Here is a 20,253-nt window from a genome sequence, read left to right on the forward strand (position 1 = left end):
ATACTTTTTTACGATGTACCAATGATACATAAAGTTATGATGGGCATACAACTTGATCCGGCGGCTGTGATGAATGAAGTTAATGAGGTTCGGCAAAAGATCAATCTCGGCATAGGGCATTTGGGCAAAATGAAGGAGTCCGAAATAAAAATTGGCCCTACCCCATATGAAACCGTTTTTCAAATGGACAAGGTACGTTTGTTTAAATATACCCCCACTGTCTCCGGAAAAACCACCATACCACTACTCATTAGCTATGCCTTGGTCAATCGCCCCACGATGGTGGATCTGCAAGAAGATCGTTCGTTGGTGAAAAATCTACTTGATTTGGGCGTAACAGTATATATGATTGATTGGGGATATCCCTCTCGCGCCGATCGGTGTCTAACATTGGAGGACTACATCAATGGCTATATTGATGCTTGTGTGGATCATATCCGAGATGCCCACAACTTGGAAAAAATCCACCTATTGGGTATTTGTCAAGGGGGAGTGATGGCAACATGTTATACCGCCTTGCACCAAGACAAAATTGCTAACCTGATTACGATGGTGATGCCCGTGGATTTTCACATTGAGCCAGATGAGATAGGGGGGCTATTGAATTGTTGGATGAAAGATGCCAATGTGGATTTGATGGTGGATACATTGGGCAATATGCCGGGTGATGTCATGAATTTTGGGTATCTATTGCTTAAACCGTATGCACTGGGTGTGCAAAAATATGTGGAAATGGTGGACGTTTTAGACAAGCCGAAAGCCCTGACCAATTTTATGCGGATGGAAAAGTGGATTTTTGATAGCCCGGATCAGGCAGGGGAGGCGTTCCGTTCGTTTAATAAGCAATTTTATGTGGAAAATAAGTTCATCAAAGGGGAGGTCATGATTGGAGAAGAGCGGGTGGATTTGAAAAATATCACCATTCCGGTGTTAAATATCTATGCCGAACAAGACCACTTGGTGCCGCCCAAGTCCACGCTCGCATTGGGAAATTACATCGGATCCAAAGACTATACCGTACAATCGTTTCCGGTAGGGCACATTGGCATGTACGTAAGTGGCAAGGTACAGCAAAGTTTGCCTCCAACGATTGCAAACTGGTTAAAGGAACGCGCTTGATAACATTACACAATTCTACATAATGGAAAGGGTTCAGCACCTTGTTTCTCCGATTCGGCAACGTCGGGGAAAGAGGGTGCTGGCGTCGTTTAATCTTAGTACGGCAGGTGGAATTGTTCTTCAACACTTCACGATACATTCAAAGAGGTATAACCATGTTAGGACTCGAAGGCAAAGTCATTTTTGTAAGTGGCGGAAACCGCGGTATTGGTGCCGCCATAGTCAATTTGCTCGAAGAAATGGGCGCCAAAGTCGCCTATAATTATCGTAGCGGAAAAGGCGAAAAAGGAACGGGGTATGTGGCAAACGTCACAGATCCTGAAGAAATGACGCAACTCATGGCCCAGATTGAACAAGATTTAGGGCCTATTTATGGCGTGGTCTGTAATGCCGGGATTACCCGCGATGCACTGGCCAGTAAACTGACGACCAGCGATTGGAACGAGGTGGTGGATACCAACCTTACGGGTGTCTGGAATACGATTCAGCCGAATTTGGCTGGAATGTATGAACGAAAGGAAGGTTCAGTGGTTCTGGTGAGTTCCATTGTAGGCGAGCGGGGCAATATTGGACAGATCAATTATGCAGCAACAAAGGGAGCCGTCATTGCAATGGCAAAAACCCTCGCACAAGAAGGTGCCCGGTACAAAGTTCGGGCAAATGTGGTTGCTCCTGGCTTTATCGAAACAGATATGACCAAGCCTATTCCAGAACCCGTGAAGGAAAAAATATATGCCCAAATTCCTATGCGGCGCTTTGGGAAACCGGAGGAGATTGCTTGGGCGGTGGTGTATATGCTTTCTCCTATTGCATCCAGCTTTGTAACCGGCCACGTCCTTTCTGTGAACGGTGGCCATTATATGTAAGATCATGGAAACAACCCTATTTGAACTTTGGCTCAAACAACTGCAACGGGCCTCTCAGGATCCGGATTGGTGGAAAAAAGGAATGTTGGAACCCCAATATGAGGCTGCCTCAACTGTTTCGGAATGGCTGAACCACTGGAAAACTGCACTTGACGGAACCGGAAACCCTGCCGAATTACAGAAAATGCAGGATGATTGGCATCGGATGATGGGGGTTGTGCCCAGACAACGCTATCTGGATTTGCTGGAAAAATACGATGCGCTTCAGCGGCAACTCGAACTGACCGAGCAAGCCCTTAGGGCGGCAAAAACCCCCGCAACCGCCACGACAGACCACGAATTGAATGAACAAATGGTCAAGTCTTGGCAACAGATGGCGGAACAAACGTTGTCGCTACAAAGTGCATGGCTTAAAAATTTTTCTGGTGATGAAACCCCTCCAACGTGAGGACATGCAGAAACTGCTCTATATTAAATCATCTTAAGTCCATTATTTACTTTAACTTAAAAATATAATCAAAGATGCGCGAAGTGTATATCGTATCCGCCGTAAGGACGCCCATTGGGCGTTTTGGCGGTTCATTAATGGAATATGGTGCTGTGGATCTGGCCTCCTTCGTGATGAAGGCAGCACTCGAAAAAGCAGGGGCTTCACCTGAAAACCTTGACCTCTATGTTTTTGGAAATGTATTGCGTGCTGGCTTGGGGCAATTGGTCCCACGACAAGCAGCACTCAAAGCTGGGATCCCTGATTTTGTGGATGGCTATGCTGTTGATATGGTTTGTTCCTCTGGAATGATGTCGCTGATGAATGCAGCTACGGCCATTCGTGCGGGCGAGGCCGATCTGGTGCTCGCTGGTGGCACAGAATCTATGAGCAATGCCGGATATGTTCTTTCTGGAAGGGCACGCTGGGGGTATAAATACTTGACGCCTGCCAATGCAGAACCGTTGCAAGACATTATGCACCGTGATGGCCTGCAAGATGTGTTTACCGGAGATGCAATGGGTAACCTGACAGAACAATTGGCGGCAGAAAACGGAGTGACCCGTGCCGATGTGGATGAAATAGCGGCGATGTCTAACCAACGGGCAGCCGCAGCCACGGCTTCCGGTGCTTTTCAAGGAGAAATTGTGCCCGTCTCATACAAAGTGAAGCGCGAAGTGAAAACCTTGACAGCAGACGAAGGGTTTCGGGCCGATACTACATTGACCTCTCTGGGTAGTTTGCGCCCCGCATTTCTCAAGGAAGGCATCCTTACCGCAGGAAATAGTAGTCAGATTAGCGATGGTGCGGCAGCTTTGTTACTGGCTTCTAAAGAGGCGGTGAATAAATATGGCCTTACGCCTTTGGCAAAAGTGACTGGAAGTTCTATTGCTGCCCATGCCCCTTATGCCTTCGCGTCTGCGCCCGTTCCAGCAGTGGAAAAACTATTGGCACGGACCGGGAAAACCATTGCCGATATAGACCTGATCGAAAATAATGAGGCATTTGCGGTGAACAGTGTACTGTTTAACCGCAAACTCGGTATCCCATACGAAAAATTGAATGTAAACGGTGGGGCAATTGCGCTTGGGCATCCAATCGGTTGTTCTGGTGCACGAATTATTGTTACGCTGGTACATGCGTTGCACCGTTTAGACAAACAAAACGGATTGGCTTCTATCTGTCATGGAACGGGCGGCGGTACAGCCGTCTCCGTAGAGCGGGTATAAGATGCCATGCCAAGAAAAAGGCTACTCACTGAAAAGAGTAGCCTTTTTTAAGGTAAATCAAGTCATACAATGGCCATAGGCAGCGGGTTGCATTATCCTTTTCCCGTTGTGGGTGCCGCTGGTTCTTGCTCCTCGAAGTATGGGCGTTCATAGACCTGTTTCGGCTTTTTGATTTGCTCGGTGAAGTACCGATTCCCGTCAAAGCCAGTTTTATACCACAAGTCCACATCTGGATCGTAGTAAAAATCAATATAGGGCTTAGGGTCAACAGCGTGCATCATCCGCCGGATTAATTCATGCTTGATGAGTGGCAGAACGTTTTCATCGGCCCAGTCTCCAGCAAAAATCACCCCTTTTCCTTTCGGCCCCAATCCATCCATGATCATGACCGGAATGGTGTCGTTCACCACCAAATAATACTCAAATTGGACGTGTTCCAATTCGCTCCGTCTCCGTTCTGGTGGGACATCAAAAATGGTGGAAGAAGGTGACCCAAAAAGGGATTGTAACAACGCCCGGATTTCAGCGGTCCGCATCGTGTCTAAAACAGAGGGTCTAGATAACGGCGCACCCGTCCAATCAGCATCGCGGAACGAATCTAAAAACCATTTCCGCTTAGGACGGGGCATATGCTGGATACTGCCTACATAAAAAGATTTTTCGGTTTCCTTTTCAAGTGGTTGAAACCACCCTCCAAGTCCTACCTCGTCTAAGTTTATGGGCTTAATAACCTTTGCACGCTCTGCCAATTTTTCCCACTGCACTTTTTTTCGGTAATATAAAGTGGGATCTTGTTTGCGTAAAGCCTCCTTTCGAAGGGCCGTATAAGGATCCTCCGATGGGTGCGCCGTTTCGGTTGTGGCCTGTGCTTCTACTGATGGGCTTGCACACAACATAAATAGCAGGCTAAGATATCCGCAGATCCGTCGCATGGTGAGTCGCGTTGGGATTAGTCAGTCATGGAAAGTACGGCCAAGAATGCTTCCTGTGGTACTTCCACCCGGCCTACTTGCTTCATGCGTTTTTTTCCTTCCTTTTGTTTTTCCAATAGTTTGCGCTTTCGACTGATATCCCCGCCATAGCACTTAGCGGTTACGTCTTTCCGGAATGCCCGTACCGTTTCTCGTGCAATAACCTTCGTACCGATCGAAGCCTGAATAGCAATCTCGAACATCTGACGCGGAATCAACTCTCTAAGTTTATTTGTCAACTTACGGCCCATATCATAGGCTTTGTCTTTGTGTACGATGGTGGAAAGGGCATCTACCGGATCACCATTAAGCATAACATCGAGTTTTACCAATTCGCTCGAACGGGTATCTATCAACTCATAATCAAAACTGGCATACCCACGACTCACCGACTTAAGTTTGTCGTAAAAATCAAACACAATTTCCGCGAGAGGAAGTTCGTATTGTAGATCCACTCGGTCGGTGGTTAAGTATTGGGTGTTTTTATACAATCCGCGCCTTTCCTGACATAACTGCATGAGGTTCCCGATGTATTCCGTCGGGGTTATAATCTGGGCACGGACATAAGGCTCTTCGATGTATTCAATTTTTCCGCGATCTGGCATGTCACTTGGGTTATCTACGGTAATAGTTTCCCCACTTTTAAGGGTGACCAAATACTCTACGTTGGGCACGGTGGTAACAATGTCCATATTGAACTCGCGAGAAAGCCGTTCTTGGACAATTTCCATGTGGAGCATACCCAGAAAGCCCACCCGGAATCCAAATCCCAATGCCACCGAGGTTTCAGGCACAAAAGAAAGGGCGGCGTCATTGAGTTGTAGCTTCTCTAATGAAGTGCGCAATTCCTCAAAATCTTCTGCTGCTGTCGGATATACCCCGCTGAATACCATCGGCTTCACATCTCGAAAGCCCGGAATCGGGTTGGCTGCCCCATGCCTGGCATGGGTCACGGTATCCCCAACTTTGGTGTCCAAAACATCCTTAACCGATCCTATTATGTAACCAACTTCACCCGCCCGTAGCGTCTGCGTGGGCTGATTGCCTAACCGCAAGGTACCAATTTCTTCGGCAAAATATCGCTTGCCATTGGACATGAACACAATCTGGTCACCTTTATTCAGGGTTCCTTCCATCACTCGGCAATACACTACCGATCCGCGAAACTGATTAAAAACTGAGTCGAAGATCAGAGCGCGGAGAGGAGCTTTCTCGTCTCCTTTTGGGGGAGGTATGCGGTGAATAATCGCCTCTAATACTTCTGGTACGCCCACACCAGTTTTGGCGCTGACGCCCATTACATCTTCAACCCTGCCACCAATTAAGTCCACAATACTTTGTGCCACAATTTCCGGATTGGCACTGGGCAAATCCACTTTGTTCATGACCGGAATGATCTCTAAGTCGTTTTCTAAAGCCAAATACAGGTTCGAGATGGTTTGTGCTTCGATGCCCTGTGCAGCATCCACGACCAAGATGGCTCCTTCACAAGCCTTGAGTGCTCGCGAAACTTCATAGGTGAAGTCCACGTGCCCGGGCGTGTCAATTAAATTAAGAATGTACGCTTCACCGTCTTGCGCACGATAGGTCATGCGGATGGCGTGACTCTTGATGGTGATACCACGTTCTTGCTCCAGATCCATCGAATCTAAAACCTGAGAGTGCATATCTCGTTTGGAAACCGTCGCTGTAATTTCTAACAAACGGTCTGCCAAAGTGCTTTTTCCGTGGTCAATATGGGCAATGATGCAAAAATTGCGAACCTTCTTTTGGTCGTATGACATAGAGTGGGGATTTCTGTCTTAAAAGGTAGAGACATAATATACCGAATCGGTTGGATCAGTTCCGTTGAATTTTTAAGATTCTCTTGAAGGTGCATTTTTTTTTAGAAGGGTATTGCGTACCCAAGAATAAGATTCTTATATTGCCGGCCTAAGCAAATGACGCCAAATTCCTCGGTAGCTCAATGGCAGAGCATGCGGCTGTTAACCGCAGGGTTGTAGGTTCGAGTCCTACCCGGGGAGCTTCTTAAAGCCCGTTAAATTTCAACGGGCTTTTTGCTTGATATCTTCATGGCTGCTGCTGGACTAATTTCATTGTAAAACTGGGAAAAGACCTCCCAGGGCAATACAAAAAATGGGAACCAAGTAAGGCGGCATATTGTTATGCGATAAACCGCTACCAGCATTGGTAAGCGTAAGTTGTGTGGAAGTACTGAGCGAACCAACTTGCGCCATGCCTTTAACTTGTGTGCCTGTTCCTAAAACTTGTACGGTTTGAGGCGAAAAACCGTGTGTATGTTGCGGCATCTGGTTTGCTGTTAAAGTATGCGTAGCCGCGCCAGCCGCTTGTCCTCGCGTGAAACCGTTGCCAAAATGAATCGGGTAACGCCCACGAAAATCGGGTAGGGCAAACGTCGTTGTGCCGTTTCCACCATAGGTTGTACCCAAGAGCGAATAAAGCGCCTGATTTTGGTTAATCGGCAAGAACTGCCCATTGCATTGCGCCCAACCTTTGGGTGCAAAGTTAAAAGAGCAGATCATAATTTGCCCAATAAAAGGCAGGCTTTCAAATCGGGGTTGGTTTAAGTTGAAACGCGCATTGTGTTCCTCTATTTGTTGTACAACTTCGGGCGTTCCAGAGAAGAATCGAGACAAGAAACCGCGTCGGTCGGTTTGCTCGTTGGTTAAGATATTTGGCATAGTTTTTTAGTTTAGAGCATGATTTGGCTTATGAAGGAGATGGGAAAATGCCGTAGAGCGAGATGATAAAATTCAATCCCAAAAATGGCGACATATTTTCGTGTGCTTGTCCGCTTCCTGCGCTGCTCGAAGTGGGTGCGGTAAGTGTGCCAAGTTCTGTGCCTGTGGTCAAGCCCACACCTTGCGTACCTCCGCCACGCACTACACCCGAAATCATGCTGTGTGTGCAGGCATTTGGTTTGCATTAAGCGTTACGGTTTCTGTGCCATCTGCTTGCCCGATGAAATACGTAACGCCGCTATTCGTTCCTTGATGAATGGGAATGCGCCCGCGCAGATCGGGTAACGCAAGGTGGTTTGCCCATCGCCGCCATACGTGGTGCCGATGAGTGCGAAGAGTGTATCATTTTCCGAAATAGCCAATAAACTGCTCATGACAGAACATCCAACCCTCAGGCGCAAAATTCCCTGCAAAAATTTGAATTTCGCCTACATAAGGGCTTCCTGTAAAATACGCTTCATTCGCATTTTCGTGAGCGGAGTCGTCGAGGTAGGTTTCGCTTTCCTGCCACGCATTTTTCATCCGCGACTAAAAGCCTTGGGACGCTGCCTCTGTTTCAGAATTTGTGTTTTTCATTATTATTGGTTGTTTAAGAAGAGGATCTCTATTGGAAATGTACCTGTTAATGCAGAATAATTCTATCTTTCTCAAGCAAAACGACTAATGGGCCTTTTATGAGGTTCACTTGCTCAAAAGGGATTTGTTTTGTAGTGGATGAATCAGATCAAATTGGCTGCAATTGATCAATAAAAAAAGGAAGATAATACGAAGTTGGTGAGAAACAAAATTGTATTATCTTTTTGAGTTTAATGGCTGCAAAAATCTAATCGTTTGGAAGGATCATCGAAACATAGTTAGATGACAAGACATAGTTAGATGACAAGAATCTGTTATTCGTTAACGTTATGTTTTGTCCATGATCCCATGCGCTATTGACTGGGTGCATTTCAAAAATGCACGACACATACAGCCTACACCTATTAAAGTGCAATGTGGATAGCATGTGTAAGGCTGATTACAGGAAGTTTTGAAATGCACCCCCATTGACTCTACGAAAGATTCAAGGCAGTACCGTTTCCGTGTGGCAAAATCTTTTGTTGCATCCATTAAGATGAGAAGGTGTTTGTGTGGATAAAATAGGTGCTATTCTTTTTTAATGATTTTGGCAACATAAAAGTGTCGGTCATATTCCAGTCGTAGAAAATAAATTCCCGTACTTAAAAATGAAAAGTCGGTGCTCATTCCTTCGCCAGAAACCTTTTTGGACCAGACTTTTTTTCCGAGTATATCATATAAAGTTAACTCACCTTGCAAGGTCTTATTCCATTGAATTTGAACATGGTTTTGAAAAGGGTTTGGGGCAACGGTAAATGGGTTTCCTTTTGGTGGAACTTCAAAATCAGTAGAAACGGAGCTGCTTATTTGCACAGTAAGGGTGTCTCCTACTATGCCTCCAGCGGTGTCAAAACCGATAGTTACTAATTTGAGCGGTTGGTTTAATTTATCAGGAATGGTAATAGGAAAAACGCCACTTGATGCATTTAATAATACTTGTGAGCCCACGCCAAGAGAATCACTTGCAAATGCGAATAATAAGTTTTTTATATCCGAACTTCCTGCTACATTTACCATTAACGTTGAAAATGAGCGTATTTGTTGGCCACGTATAGGATATGTAATTTTAAGATTACCTACTGCTTTTTTTGATAAAGTTTGATTAAATCCATCTGGTGGTGGAAGTACTACGGGTTTGTAACCAGCACGTGAAAAAGAGGAAGAAGAATTTTTTTCATTTAATAAATCGGTTACCCGTTGTACAACCGGCGAAGCCGCATGTACCTCCATATGGTTTATGTTAGAAAAATGTGTAATATTGGCGAGTGGCAAACCTCCTTCTTGGCTCGAAAGTCCAACAATCCAATCATTCGGTTCTTTAAATACTTTTTCCCGCAAACATCGGTTAAAGTCCACTTCTGGAGTACTGGCCTCTGAACAAAATTTTAGAAGGGCTGTTTGTGAAGCGAGGGATTCGGCTTTTTTTGAAATCCAAGAATTATCAAAAGGTTTTTCGGAAACAATACTGTGTACCAACACCTCAGTCATGTTCTGGGTTGGATGTTGATTAAGGGTTTTAATGGCCTCGCTATTCACCCGTAGGTTTTCCAATGCCCCTTCTTTTGGGATACTGAGTATGAAACCCAATAAAGCTTTTAGGGGTTGATCGCTGTCAATGATGTTGGCGATTGGCGAACCTGAGTGTGGGGTGTTGAGCGTAATTAATTTGTTAATATCTTTCTTAAAGTTTGCATTCTGAATGTATTGCCTTGCCAATAAACCACCCATGCTGTGTGCGACTACATTTACTTTTGTCGCCAAGACATTTTGAAATAATGCAGCCGTTAATAATACATCAATATTGGAACGTAATACGAGTCCATTATCTTTAAAGGAAGCTCCATTAGGATATGTAGCACGGCGAACCAGTCTTAAGTTATGTCCTGTATTAGCTAATTTTTGTGGTAAATTAATCCAAATAGAGCCATTCGACCATAGACCATGTAACAGTAAAGTAGGAGGTGGGGTCCGCTTAAAGATGGGTTGATATAAAGACGTTTCGTTTCCGGAAGCCTCGCTGTAGAGGTCCAGTGCGAGGTCTTTAATGGCTGGATCTATAAAACTGGGGTGGGTATAACGATAAGTTACTTCTTTAGGAGTTGATTTTTCTATCTTTAATTCACCCATAATTTCTTTATCTGTGTTGGGTACACTGGACTTGGGCAATGAAACGACCCTTAGTTTTAGATGGTCAATCGGTTCTGCACTACTTATTCTAATCAGGGTTGAGGTTGAAGCATCGGTAGCAATTTTTGTATTCAGAATTTCATTAAATTCAGATTGTTGGTTAAATTCGGTAGTGCTGATGATTTTCTCTGTGCCATTTTCTTCTTGGATAATGGATAGTTTAAGGGCTGGAGTCTCGTGAATAAAGTACACGGGATAAAGCCAAAAAGGTTGTTCTGGATATGGGGGATTGGGAGGCATTATGGCACTTTGATCTGCAATTCCAAAATAATAATTTTTAACATTTGGATGTGCTTTTATGGGGTGTGTGTATTCATAGATTATTTCATGATCACTTTCCTTGATTAATTTTAATGTTCCTACTTCTAAATCATATATAAATTCATTCTTATATGGAATCACTCCGTAAAATAGTCTAAGATTTCGAATATTCGCAATGCTGTTTATTTTAAAAATTGATTTATTGGAGTTACCATTTATTCGTAATTTAGGTTGTAAAATCGTGTTTTCGTCAAATCCTTTCTGGGTAAAAGGATCATTAAACTTTTTTTCGTCCAATAAAATTTGTGATCCTTCTCGCTCTTCCCACCACGAGAAAATGAGTTCATCTGGATAATAATAGTACATGACGGATGTTGAAGGCCAGCCTGTTTCAGGTTGAACAAAACGGATAAAAACTATTCCTGTGTTTGAATTGGTGTAATGAAATAATAATAGCTTATCCCAACAATTAGGACGCTCTGCTCCTAAATGAATGGTGTACTGAGGTTTGTTGTAACCTGGTGTCATTTCATAGTCATAGGCATCACAAACCCAAGGGGAGTTCGGATAATTAGGGTCGCAATTACAAGGTGTTTTCTGCATACTTTTATAGGTGAAGGCTTCTTTCGGAAAAACATTTGGTGGAATGGTTCCAGGCTGTGCCACGGCGGCAAAGGGAAATAAAAACCCAAAAATTAAAAGTATTTGCTTCATTGTTATAATAATTTATATAGCCGTTATGCAGATTTGGTATTTCTTGCAGGCACTAAAATAGCCTTGTCATCATCGCTAAACAACAATCATGATGGTTGAGACCCCAAGCAAAGAGCATATTCTCAGACGGTTCATGGCTGTATCAAATTTCAACCAAACGGATCGTATGAATACCTTGATCCGTTTAAAGAGGCGGGGTATATTGCTCATTCAATCCCATTAAACCTTTTATGCACATGAAAAAACTACTGGTTCTTGCAATAAGTGGCTGGTTGCTTGCCTGTTCTACAGGCAAGCCAGCTTTAGAGAAACCTCCTGCACATTATCATGATGGTTTCCTAAACACCATAGACTCGGTTACGGTTCGTGCCCACCTCAAAACCCTGAGTAGTGACATAATGGAAGGGCGTGGGACGGGAACCGAGGGCGAAAAGCGGGCAGTGGATTATATTTCCAATCAATTTAAAGCATTAGGGCTGGTTCCGGGTGCGCAAGATGGCTCGTGGTTTCAGGAAGTACCTCTCTTGGGTTCTACCCCAACAGTTGTAAAACCATTGACCTTTAAAGGCCCTAATGGAACGTTTTCGGGCGATTTCGGCACGGCATTTACGGCCTCTACCGATTTGGCCAGCGAGTGGGTGACTACTTCTGGCGAATTGGTTTTTGTGGGGTATGGTATTTCTGCGCCTGGCAGCAATTGGGACGATTTTAAGGGTATGGATGTCTGCGGTAAAATATTGGTTTCCTTTGTCAATGACCCGCCTCCGACACCTAAAGAACCCGGCCGCTTTAAAGGGGACACGCTTACCTACTTTGGGCGTTGGACCTACAAACAAGAAGAAGCACGGCGAAAAGGGGCCAAAGGTATTTTGTTAATCCATACCACGCCAACGGCGAGTTACCCTTTTGCTGTGGTAGGCAACGGTGCTGCACGTGAACAAATCCAATTTGCAACCCCACCCCCGAATCCGCTTGAACTAAAATCCTGGATTTCACAAGAAATGGGTGAAAAGTTGGCTATTGCCAGTGGGAGTACATTAGAGCAATGGTTTGTTGAAGCGGCTGACCGGAACTTTAGGCCACGTGTCTTGCCTGTTTCGGTTGCGGCAGAAATGAAATATGCCTTGCGGTATTTTTCAGGAACCAATGTGGTGGCTTTGTTGCCCGGTACCGAAAAACCGGATGAAGCAATTCTGTTCACGTCCCATCACGACCACTTGGGCGTGGGTAAGCCGGATAAAAAAGGAGATACCATTTATAATGGAGCTGTGGACAATGCCTCTGGTGTAGCCATGATGCTTACGATGGCCAAAGCACTTAAACAAGCTGCTGATCCTCCAAAAAGGTCTATTTTGTTTCTATCGGTGACGGCAGAAGAGTCAGGGCTTTTGGGTTCGGCCTACTACGCCGCTCATCCGACCTTTCCAATGCATAAAATAGTAGCAAATCTGAATGTGGATTCGGGAAATGTACATGGACGTACCACCGATCTTTCGGGTATTGGCGCTGAAACAAGCGAGATGTTGCGCCTTCTGAGGAATGCAGCCAAGGCGGAAGGCATGACCGTCTCTCCAGATCCCAATCCTAACGCTGGGTTATTTTTCCGCAGCGATCAACTCTCTTTTGCACGCATGGGAGTTCCGGCTTTCTTTCTCAACAGCGGCAAAAACTTCATTGGTCGTCCTCAAGGGTTTGCACAACAAGCAGAGGCGGAATATACGGCCTTACGGTATCATCAACCAGCGGATGAATTTGATCCTAAGTGGGCTATGGGGGGGATGGTACAGCAAATGCGGGTCTGTCTTCGCTTGGGATATACCTTGGCGATGGATGGCTCTTGGCCGCAATGGAAGCCGGGGGCCGAGTTTGAAGCGGCCCGAAAAGCGGGTTTTTAGCGGTAATTCGCTTATTGTGGACAAAAATGCCAGCCTCTGGATTTGTAAATAGATGCGGTTCCTGACTGGGGAACGGATGTTAGAAGGGTGTATGGTCTGTTGCAAAAGCCGATGCAATGGCCATCCTTCTGCTAAAACGTGAAAAAAATCGCTAAGACATTTTTTAAGAAGTTATCCTTTCGTTTGGTACTTGATTAGACCGGATCCGCATGATGGATTCAGGTTGACTTCTGCTTCCCCTTTAATCTTACCCTATATGTTTTATGCAGCAAAAGACACTTAAAATTATTAAAAACCGATCGGATATTGGCGCTGGCACCCGTGGCTCGGACATGGGGGTTGATGCCCTTGAAATTGCGGCTATCAATTGCGGCGATGATTTTTTTAACCGCCATTTGTTTGCTGACGTTGCCACCCACAACGAATCTGTTTATGACAAAGTTCGCAATTCCTTCGCCAAGCGGATTGGGCATGTGTTTGAGCAATGCACCCGTGTGGCCGAGGCGGTAGAGCAAACAGTGGCCGAAGGCTTTTTTCCATTGGTGCTTTCTGGAGACCATTCTTCTGCGTTGGGAACCATCAGCGGATTAAAAGCGGCACAGCCAGAACGAACCTTGGGGGTGGTATGGATTGACGCCCATGCAGACCTGCATTCGCCTTATACGTCTCCGTCTGGAAACATTCATGGTATGCCCCTTGCCGCTGCCCTTGCCGAGGATAATTTGGCCTGTCAGATTAATAACCTACGCGATGATACCGACTATTACTGGGAGGCGATGAAGCGAATTGGGACACCAAATGCCAAAATTAAACCCGAACACCTCGTTTTTTGCGGTGTCCGAGATGCTGAACTACCAGAGATACACCTAATGCAGACGCATAACATCCGAAATTTCACGGTGCCCGAAGTTCGATTTAGGGGATTAGCGGCTTGTTTATCCGAAGCCCTTGAACGGTTAGCAGCGTGTGATGATCTGTATATCTCCTTTGATGTGGACAGTATGGACTGCGATTTAGTGTCGTATGGAACCGGAACCCCTGTCTCGAAAGGTTTTGATCCGGCGGAGGCGGCATCCATTATCAAGGGCTTTTTAGACAGTCAAAAAGTGATTTGTCTGGAAATCGCCGAAATTAACCCCCTTTTAGATACCCGAGGCAATAAAATGGCAGAAACCGCTTTTGGGGTTCTTTCCAATACAATATTGTACTATGAGCAGAAAAATTCCTAAAAACAGACGCTTTTTTCAATATACTTCTCCGATTGTGCCATATTTTGTAATGGACGTCCTTTACCCTCCATTATAACCCAAACACACCCTAATCACATGAAAGGTAAAACAACCAGATGGTTACTGGGCCTGTTCTTTCTCTGCTTGGCACCCGCTGCAATGGCGCAAAGTGTAGTAACAGGAAAAGTGACTTCCGCCGATGACGGCACCCCTTTACCCGGTGTTACGGTCACCGTAAAAGGTACGACAAATGGCGTACTGACCAATACTTCCGGGGATTATCGTATCAGTTTGCCCGCAAACGGAACATTGGTGTTTAGTTTTGTAGGCTATCTTACGCAAGAAGTTGCCGTAAATGGCCGCTCCGAAATCAATATAGCGCTCCTCACCGACACCAAGAGCCTTGGTGAGGTGGTGGTGACAGGTTTTGGTGCGCAAATCAAACGAGAATTAACCGGAAATATCGCCAAAATTAAATCTGCTGATATTCAAGATGTCCCTGTTTTGGGCGTTGATCAAGCCATTCAGGGTAAGGCCGCTGGTGTACAAGTGAATGCAGGTAGTGGTAAGTTAGGACAGGCAGTGCGCATTAGTGTGCGTGGGCCGTCCTCCGTCACCGCCTCGAATCAACCGCTTTTTGTGGTGGATGGCATCCCTATCACCAATAATGACCTCTCGCTAAGTGGGGGGGATACGAACCCGTTGGTGGATCTGAACGCACAAGACATTGCTTCTATTGAAGTGCTTAAAGACGCTTCTGCTGGAGCCATCTATGGTTCCCGTGCCGCCAATGGTGTTATTCTCATTACCACGAAACAAGGGCGTTCGAGTGGAAAAACCAATGTACAATTTGGTTATTCTGTTGGAAACAGCAAGCCCACCCGTGTGGTTAAGTTCCTAAATACCGAACAATACATTGACTACTACCTCAAAGCGGCGGGGAACTCTGATGCCATCGAGAAAATTGATCCCAATGCCGATGACTCCTACACAACGGCTATGAGAGACTTTTTTGATAGTCAAAGCCTTGGCACTTTTGGTACCTCGGACCAGGCCGATACCGATTGGGGAGCGCTTGCTTTCCAAGAGGCACCGCAAAGTCAATATGACCTGAGCATCAGTGGTGGAAATGATAAAACAGCGTTTTACGTGTCTGGGCAATGGTTAGACCAAAAAGGGATTATTTTGGGCAATGCCATGAACCGGATTTCCGGTCGTCTGAACCTCGAACACAAGGCATCTGATCGCTTCCGTCTGGGAGCCAATATGGGGCTTTCGCGTAGTTTAAACAATCGTCTTTCCGGGGATCGTCAGTTTGATAACCCCATGCAGATGGTGGCATTGCCGCCTATGACTCCAGAAAAAGACCCAGAAACGGGGCTTCCGGTTGGGACACCACCCGGAGACAGCAGCGTTCCGGCCTACTATAACCCGATCATCAATGTGGGAAACTCGTATTATAATACGTCTGTTAACCGGAATATCAGCAATGTGTATGGTATCTTGCAGATCATGAAGGGTCTGACTTTCCGTTCCGAAGTTGGCGTGGATATGCTGAATCAGTTCGAGGAGCAGTATTACAACAGCAAAACCGTTCGGAACTTCGGCGCTCCACAAGGGCTTTCTCGTAACCGTGCCGTTCGGGTAGAAAACCTGAATACCAATAACTACTTCAGCTACTGGACGGTTAGTGGGAAACATGCGTTGGATGCTACCTTAGGAACGTCTTTTCAATCGTCCCAAACCAAAACGGGTTATACCGAAGGCCAAGACTTTCCGTCGGACGCTTATCGCTACATTGCAAGTGCTGCCAAAAAAACCGACGGCAGTTCATCGCAAACCGACTTCCGCTTTGTTTCCTATTTTGTCCGTACCAATTACAAACTGGCTGATAAGTACTTATTGGGCCTAAGTGCCCGTGTGGATGGTTCCTCTCGGTTTGGTCGTGATAGTCGTTATGGATTCTTTCCTGCTGCTTCTGCCGGTTGGGTGCTTTCTGATGAGTCTTTTTTGAAAGGCAATAAGCTGGTTAGTTTCTTGAAACTCCGTGTCAGCTATGGGATCACTGGTAATGCCGAAATTGGGAACTTCCCTCAGTTGGGGCTTTTTACGGGCGATGCGGGATACAATGGGCAACCCGGACAACGCCCTTCGCAATTGGCCAACCCGAACCTGAGTTGGGAAACCACCAATCAGGCAGACTTTGGCTTGGACTTTGGGTTCTTCAAAAATCGAATCAATGGCGAGATTGACTATTATGCCAAAAAGACCACAGGGCTTCTCTTGAACGTAAACGTACCTGCGTCCACTGGATTTTTGATTCAAACCCAAAACGTAGGTAAACTCACCAATAATGGCTGGGAGTTTGTGCTCAATACCAACAATTTAGATGGGGCATTCCAATGGACAACGGGCCTAAATCTGGCCTATAATAAAAATAAAATTACCGATCTGGATGGACAGGTGATCGAAGGAGGGTTAAACGCCATGAGCCGCGCCGTAGAAGGCCAGCCGCTTGGTGTTTTCTTTACGGTCGAGTATGCAGGGGTAGATCCTGCAAATGGCGATGCCCTTTGGTACTTGAACACCAAGAATGCAGATGGGACCATTAACCGTGGCACGACGAATAGTTACAGTAAAGCACAGCGGGTGGTGATGGGAAGTGCGCTCCCAACTTGGATCGGTGGGATTACCAATACCTTCCGCTACAACAATCTGGAACTATCGGTCTTCTTTAACGGGCAGTACGGCAACAAAATCAACTTCTATGGCGCCGGGCGCTTCTCCTCGGCAAATGGCCGTTTTGAGGATAACCAAACCGTGGACCAGTTGGATTCTTGGACGCCCACCAACACCGATACCAACGTGCCGCAAGCCCGCTTATATTATAACAACGGCGCTCAAGCGTCCAGCCGATTTATTCAGGATGGCTCCTTTTTGCGCTTGCGTACGGCCACCTTTTCCTATAATGTCCCTACCCAATGGCTCAAAAAAGCCCGCGTAAGTGCTGCTCGTTTATACGTAAGTGGGTATAATCTTTGGACCCTTACCAATTATACTGGCTGGGATCCAGAAGTGAATGCAGACGACATTGTAACAAATATTGCCCAAGGATACGATTTTTACTCCCCACCACAGCCGAAAACGGTTCTCGTTGGGATTAACCTCGGATTCTAACCCTTCCATCTTAAAACCATGTACAATATCATGAAGAACTTTAAAAACTGGTTGATGGCAGGCGTTCTTGCACTCGGACTTTCTGCTTGTGACCAAATGTTGGATGTAAATCCCGTTCTGAGCATTGACGACAAAACGGCCTTGCTAACGGCGGATGATGTGCGCGTGACGCTGACAGGCGCCTTTGATGGCCTAAGCAGCGGCGTATTCTATGGTGGTGCGGTTCAATATACGGGTGAATTACTGGGCGATGACCGCGAAGTCGTGTTTGGCGGGACCTACACCACGCTCGACGAATTCTACCGAAAAACGATCACCACTTCCAATGTGGATGTTCGGGACATTTGGGCGCAAGGCTATGCCACCATTAACCGTGCAAACCATGTGCTCGCCTCCTTAGACAAAGTAAGTGGGGCGGATAAAGGATATTTTGAAGGGCAGGCCCTTTTTATTCGGGGAGTTGTTTATTTTGAACTGTCTCGGTTGTTTGGTAAAGCCTGGGGAGACGGAGACAATAATACAAACCTAGCCGTGCCTTTGGTCCTAACCCCGACGCTTGCGGTCACCGAGGCGGATTATAAATCCCGGAATACCGTTGCAGCGGTATATGCACAAGTACTGGAAGACCTCAATAAAGCGGCAACACTTTTGCCCACAAACGTAGAAGATGGGGTTGTTACCAAAGATGCCGCATTAGCCATGCTGTCACGGGTCTATCTGATGCAGGGCAATTATGCTGCGGCCCGCGATGCTGCCAATAGCGTCATTAGTAGCGGGAACTACGACCTCACGTCTTCTTTTGGGGCCGCTTTTGCCGATAATACGGCAAGCCCAGAAATGATCTTTAGCATTGTTGTTTCCGAACAAGACGGGGTGAATAACATGAACACCTTTTATGCCTCCACAGACAACCAAGGCCGTGGCGACATCCGTGTTCAAACCAAGCATCTTGCCCTCTATGAAGCCGGCGACGAACGTAGTAAGTTCTTCGAGACGGTAAACAACCGTGTTTTTACCCTGAAGTTTGCCGACCAATATGGCGATGTGCCCATGGTCCGCTTGGCAGAAATGTACCTGACCCGCGCCGAGTGTAATCAACGTTTAGGGACAACAATAGGGGCTGCCCCCAAAGACGATGTTAATCGTATCCGTAAACGTGCGGGACTCTCGGATTTGACGGCGGTAACGCTGAACGACATCTTGAGGGAACGCAAGTTGGAACTGGCCTTTGAAGGGCATCAAATCCACGACATCAAACGCACCAAAGGATCGGTAGGTACTACGGCTTTCAGTGCCAATAACTTGATCTTGCCCATCCCGCAGCGTGAAATGGACACCAATAATAAATTAGTCCAAAATCCGGGATACAACTAAGATTCCACGATCTTACAAAAAAGGCTGCATTGGAAACGATGTGGCCTTTTTGGGTAATGGATTCGCAGCAAAAAGCGTCCTAAAGGTAGAGGGGGCATACGCATTCCGCTTTTTGAACCGTGCCTCGAAACCCTCTAAGGTATCGTACCCACAACTGAAAGCGATCACCGCCACCGAAAAGTGGGTTTCCAATAGAAGTTTTTTGGCAAGTGCTATTCTGTGATGTGTCAGAAAACCTTGAAGCGACATGCCATGCAGGGCATTACGTAGAAGTAGCTTTAATTTACGGTTTTGGCATAAGTGGAATGTTTCTTCTATAACGGAAACACGCAGCTCTTGGCAAAATATAGACTTCCGAATGAAGTCCGTTATTTCCGCCAACGTTGAGTCTGTAGGAACAGGTGCAAAAAAGAGTTCAGCGTTTAGATAAGCTGTTTTAATTTCAGAAATGATGGTTTCCTGTTCAATCCAATTTTGCGAATTTGGCTTCATATACGTTTGCGCTGTGTGTTTGACGAATATGTACACAAACAATGGAAACCAATCTTGGTGAGCAACCATAAAATAGCATATATTAAAATGTAATGCAATAGGATAGTGAATTAAAGTGCCACTTTAGGACTAAAAAATCTTGTTTATTTTGAATCTGCCCCCCTAAAATACTTCATTTGAAGTATATCGAGGGTCGAAAAATGTATTATGTTGACCAAGAGCAAATAAGGAAACCTTCAGGTGAGCAAGTATTTTATCTTTCCTATGCAAGATCATAACATATGGTTTTGCGTAGGAATTTTGCGTGCCTATGAACGATGCCTTGACGTTCGCATCCATACCTTACTTCCAATATCCTTCCTATAAAAATTGCGAAAGGGTTGTTACATCATGCGGAAGCATAACAACAAAAAACCGATGAAGAGGTCAGGGCTAACGCCCCTCGACCTGTGTAAGGACATAAACACGTACCACCCTAAAAAATGTAGAAATGCCTCACACCAACCCCGAACAATTTCTTTTGTAGCACTCGTCTAGATGGGGCGTAGCCCTATTATCTTCGTAGAGATCACGCATCCAAGAAACCACAAAGGTACGTAGCCCTGACATCAAATCTGATTAAATAGCCAATTTTCCGGTCGGTCGGTCATTGAGCGGAGTGGATCCCAGCGAAGCAATACACCGTAAATACCCAAATCAAGTAACCTTACTTCCGATGTACCTTATACGCATAGGAACTTCGTTCGCTATCAAAATAGATGATCCCGTTTTCACCCTGAACGGGTGTTGTGGAAAAGACCACCCCATCCTTTTTTTCCGGACAACTCAGCTCAAGCAAGATCTTTCCCGTTTTCAGGTCCATAGCCGTAAGAATC

General features: G+C 45.8%; 16 protein-coding genes and 1 tRNA gene. 9 read left to right on the forward strand and 8 right to left on the reverse strand.

From position 1 onward, the window contains the following. Positions 1-21: 21 nt before the first annotated feature. From phaC to JNN12_06740, 4 genes are all read left to right on the forward strand, one after another. Complete coding sequence (gene phaC / locus JNN12_06725; GenBank protein ID MBL7978017.1) at positions 22-1,119, forward strand: class III poly(R)-hydroxyalkanoic acid synthase subunit PhaC; 1,098 nt, start codon at positions 22-24, stop codon at positions 1,117-1,119. A 155-nt stretch (positions 1,120-1,274) separates the two neighbouring features. After that, complete coding sequence (locus JNN12_06730; GenBank protein MBL7978018.1) at positions 1,275-1,985, forward strand: SDR family oxidoreductase; 711 nt, start codon at positions 1,275-1,277, stop codon at positions 1,983-1,985. Between the two features lie 4 nt (positions 1,986-1,989). Beyond that, positions 1,990-2,433: a hypothetical protein gene (locus tag JNN12_06735; protein ID MBL7978019.1), complete on the forward strand. Its 444-nt coding sequence runs from the start codon at positions 1,990-1,992 to the stop codon at positions 2,431-2,433. Between the two features lie 74 nt (positions 2,434-2,507). Continuing rightward, on the forward strand, positions 2,508-3,701 hold the full coding sequence (locus JNN12_06740) for a thiolase family protein (protein ID MBL7978020.1): 1,194 nt from the start codon (positions 2,508-2,510) through the stop codon (positions 3,699-3,701). A 92-nt stretch (positions 3,702-3,793) separates the two neighbouring features. Here JNN12_06740 and JNN12_06745 read toward each other — a convergent pair whose 3' ends face one another. Together JNN12_06745 and lepA are read right to left on the reverse strand one after the other, a co-directional pair. Then, positions 3,794-4,633, reverse strand: a complete 840-nt coding sequence (locus tag JNN12_06745) for a hypothetical protein (GenBank protein MBL7978021.1) — start codon at positions 4,631-4,633, stop codon at positions 3,794-3,796. Between the two features lie 17 nt (positions 4,634-4,650). Continuing rightward, on the reverse strand, positions 4,651-6,456 hold the full coding sequence (lepA, locus tag JNN12_06750) for an elongation factor 4 (GenBank protein MBL7978022.1): 1,806 nt from the start codon (positions 6,454-6,456) through the stop codon (positions 4,651-4,653). Positions 6,457-6,624: 168 nt separating this feature from the next. On the opposite strand from lepA, the gene JNN12_06755 reads away from it, so the two are divergent. Next, positions 6,625-6,696: transfer RNA gene (locus JNN12_06755), tRNA-Asn, on the forward strand. Between the two features lie 69 nt (positions 6,697-6,765). Here JNN12_06755 and JNN12_06760 read toward each other — a convergent pair. From JNN12_06760 to JNN12_06780, 5 genes are all read right to left on the reverse strand, one after another. Beyond that, a complete protein-coding gene (locus tag JNN12_06760; protein MBL7978023.1) occupies positions 6,766-7,374 on the reverse strand; it encodes a tail fiber protein in 609 nt (202 codons plus the stop codon). 28 nt (positions 7,375-7,402) lie between these two features. Further along, positions 7,403-7,591 (reverse strand): hypothetical protein, encoded by a 189-nt coding sequence (locus JNN12_06765; protein ID MBL7978024.1) that lies wholly within the window; start codon positions 7,589-7,591, stop codon positions 7,403-7,405. Positions 7,592-7,625: 34 nt separating this feature from the next. Then, the gene (locus JNN12_06770; GenBank protein ID MBL7978025.1) at positions 7,626-7,808 is read right to left on the reverse strand and encodes a tail fiber protein; all 183 of its coding nucleotides are present in this window, start codon (positions 7,806-7,808) and stop codon (positions 7,626-7,628) included. Then, positions 7,777-7,956, reverse strand: coding sequence for a tail fiber protein (locus tag JNN12_06775; GenBank protein MBL7978026.1), 180 nt, complete (start codon positions 7,954-7,956; stop codon positions 7,777-7,779). The genes JNN12_06770 and JNN12_06775 overlap by 32 nt, the downstream gene beginning before the upstream one ends. A 621-nt stretch (positions 7,957-8,577) precedes the next feature. Continuing rightward, positions 8,578-11,211, reverse strand: a complete 2,634-nt coding sequence (locus tag JNN12_06780; GenBank protein ID MBL7978027.1) for an alpha/beta fold hydrolase — start codon at positions 11,209-11,211, stop codon at positions 8,578-8,580. Positions 11,212-11,447: 236 nt separating this feature from the next. Between JNN12_06780 and JNN12_06785 the strand changes: the two genes are divergently transcribed. The 4 genes from JNN12_06785 to JNN12_06800 all read left to right on the forward strand — a co-directional run bounded on the left by JNN12_06785 (position 11,448) and on the right by JNN12_06800 (position 18,886). Then, positions 11,448-13,106 (forward strand): M20/M25/M40 family metallo-hydrolase, encoded by a 1,659-nt coding sequence (locus JNN12_06785; protein MBL7978028.1) that lies wholly within the window; start codon positions 11,448-11,450, stop codon positions 13,104-13,106. A 263-nt stretch (positions 13,107-13,369) separates the two neighbouring features. Continuing rightward, positions 13,370-14,335, forward strand: a complete 966-nt coding sequence (locus JNN12_06790) for an arginase (GenBank protein ID MBL7978029.1) — start codon at positions 13,370-13,372, stop codon at positions 14,333-14,335. Between the two features lie 96 nt (positions 14,336-14,431). Then, positions 14,432-17,512 (forward strand): TonB-dependent receptor, encoded by a 3,081-nt coding sequence (locus tag JNN12_06795; protein MBL7978030.1) that lies wholly within the window; start codon positions 14,432-14,434, stop codon positions 17,510-17,512. Between the two features lie 30 nt (positions 17,513-17,542). Continuing rightward, positions 17,543-18,886, forward strand: coding sequence for a RagB/SusD family nutrient uptake outer membrane protein (locus tag JNN12_06800; protein ID MBL7978031.1), 1,344 nt, complete (start codon positions 17,543-17,545; stop codon positions 18,884-18,886). Positions 18,887-18,898: 12 nt separating this feature from the next. On the opposite strand, the gene JNN12_06805 is transcribed toward JNN12_06800, so the two are convergent. Then, positions 18,899-19,378 (reverse strand): helix-turn-helix domain-containing protein, encoded by a 480-nt coding sequence (locus JNN12_06805; protein MBL7978032.1) that lies wholly within the window; start codon positions 19,376-19,378, stop codon positions 18,899-18,901. Positions 19,379-20,253: the final 875 nt, after the last annotated feature.

It is taken from the genome of Bacteroidetes Order II. bacterium, assembly GCA_016788705.1.
GTDB lineage: Bacteria > Bacteroidota > Rhodothermia > Rhodothermales > UBA2364 > UBA2364.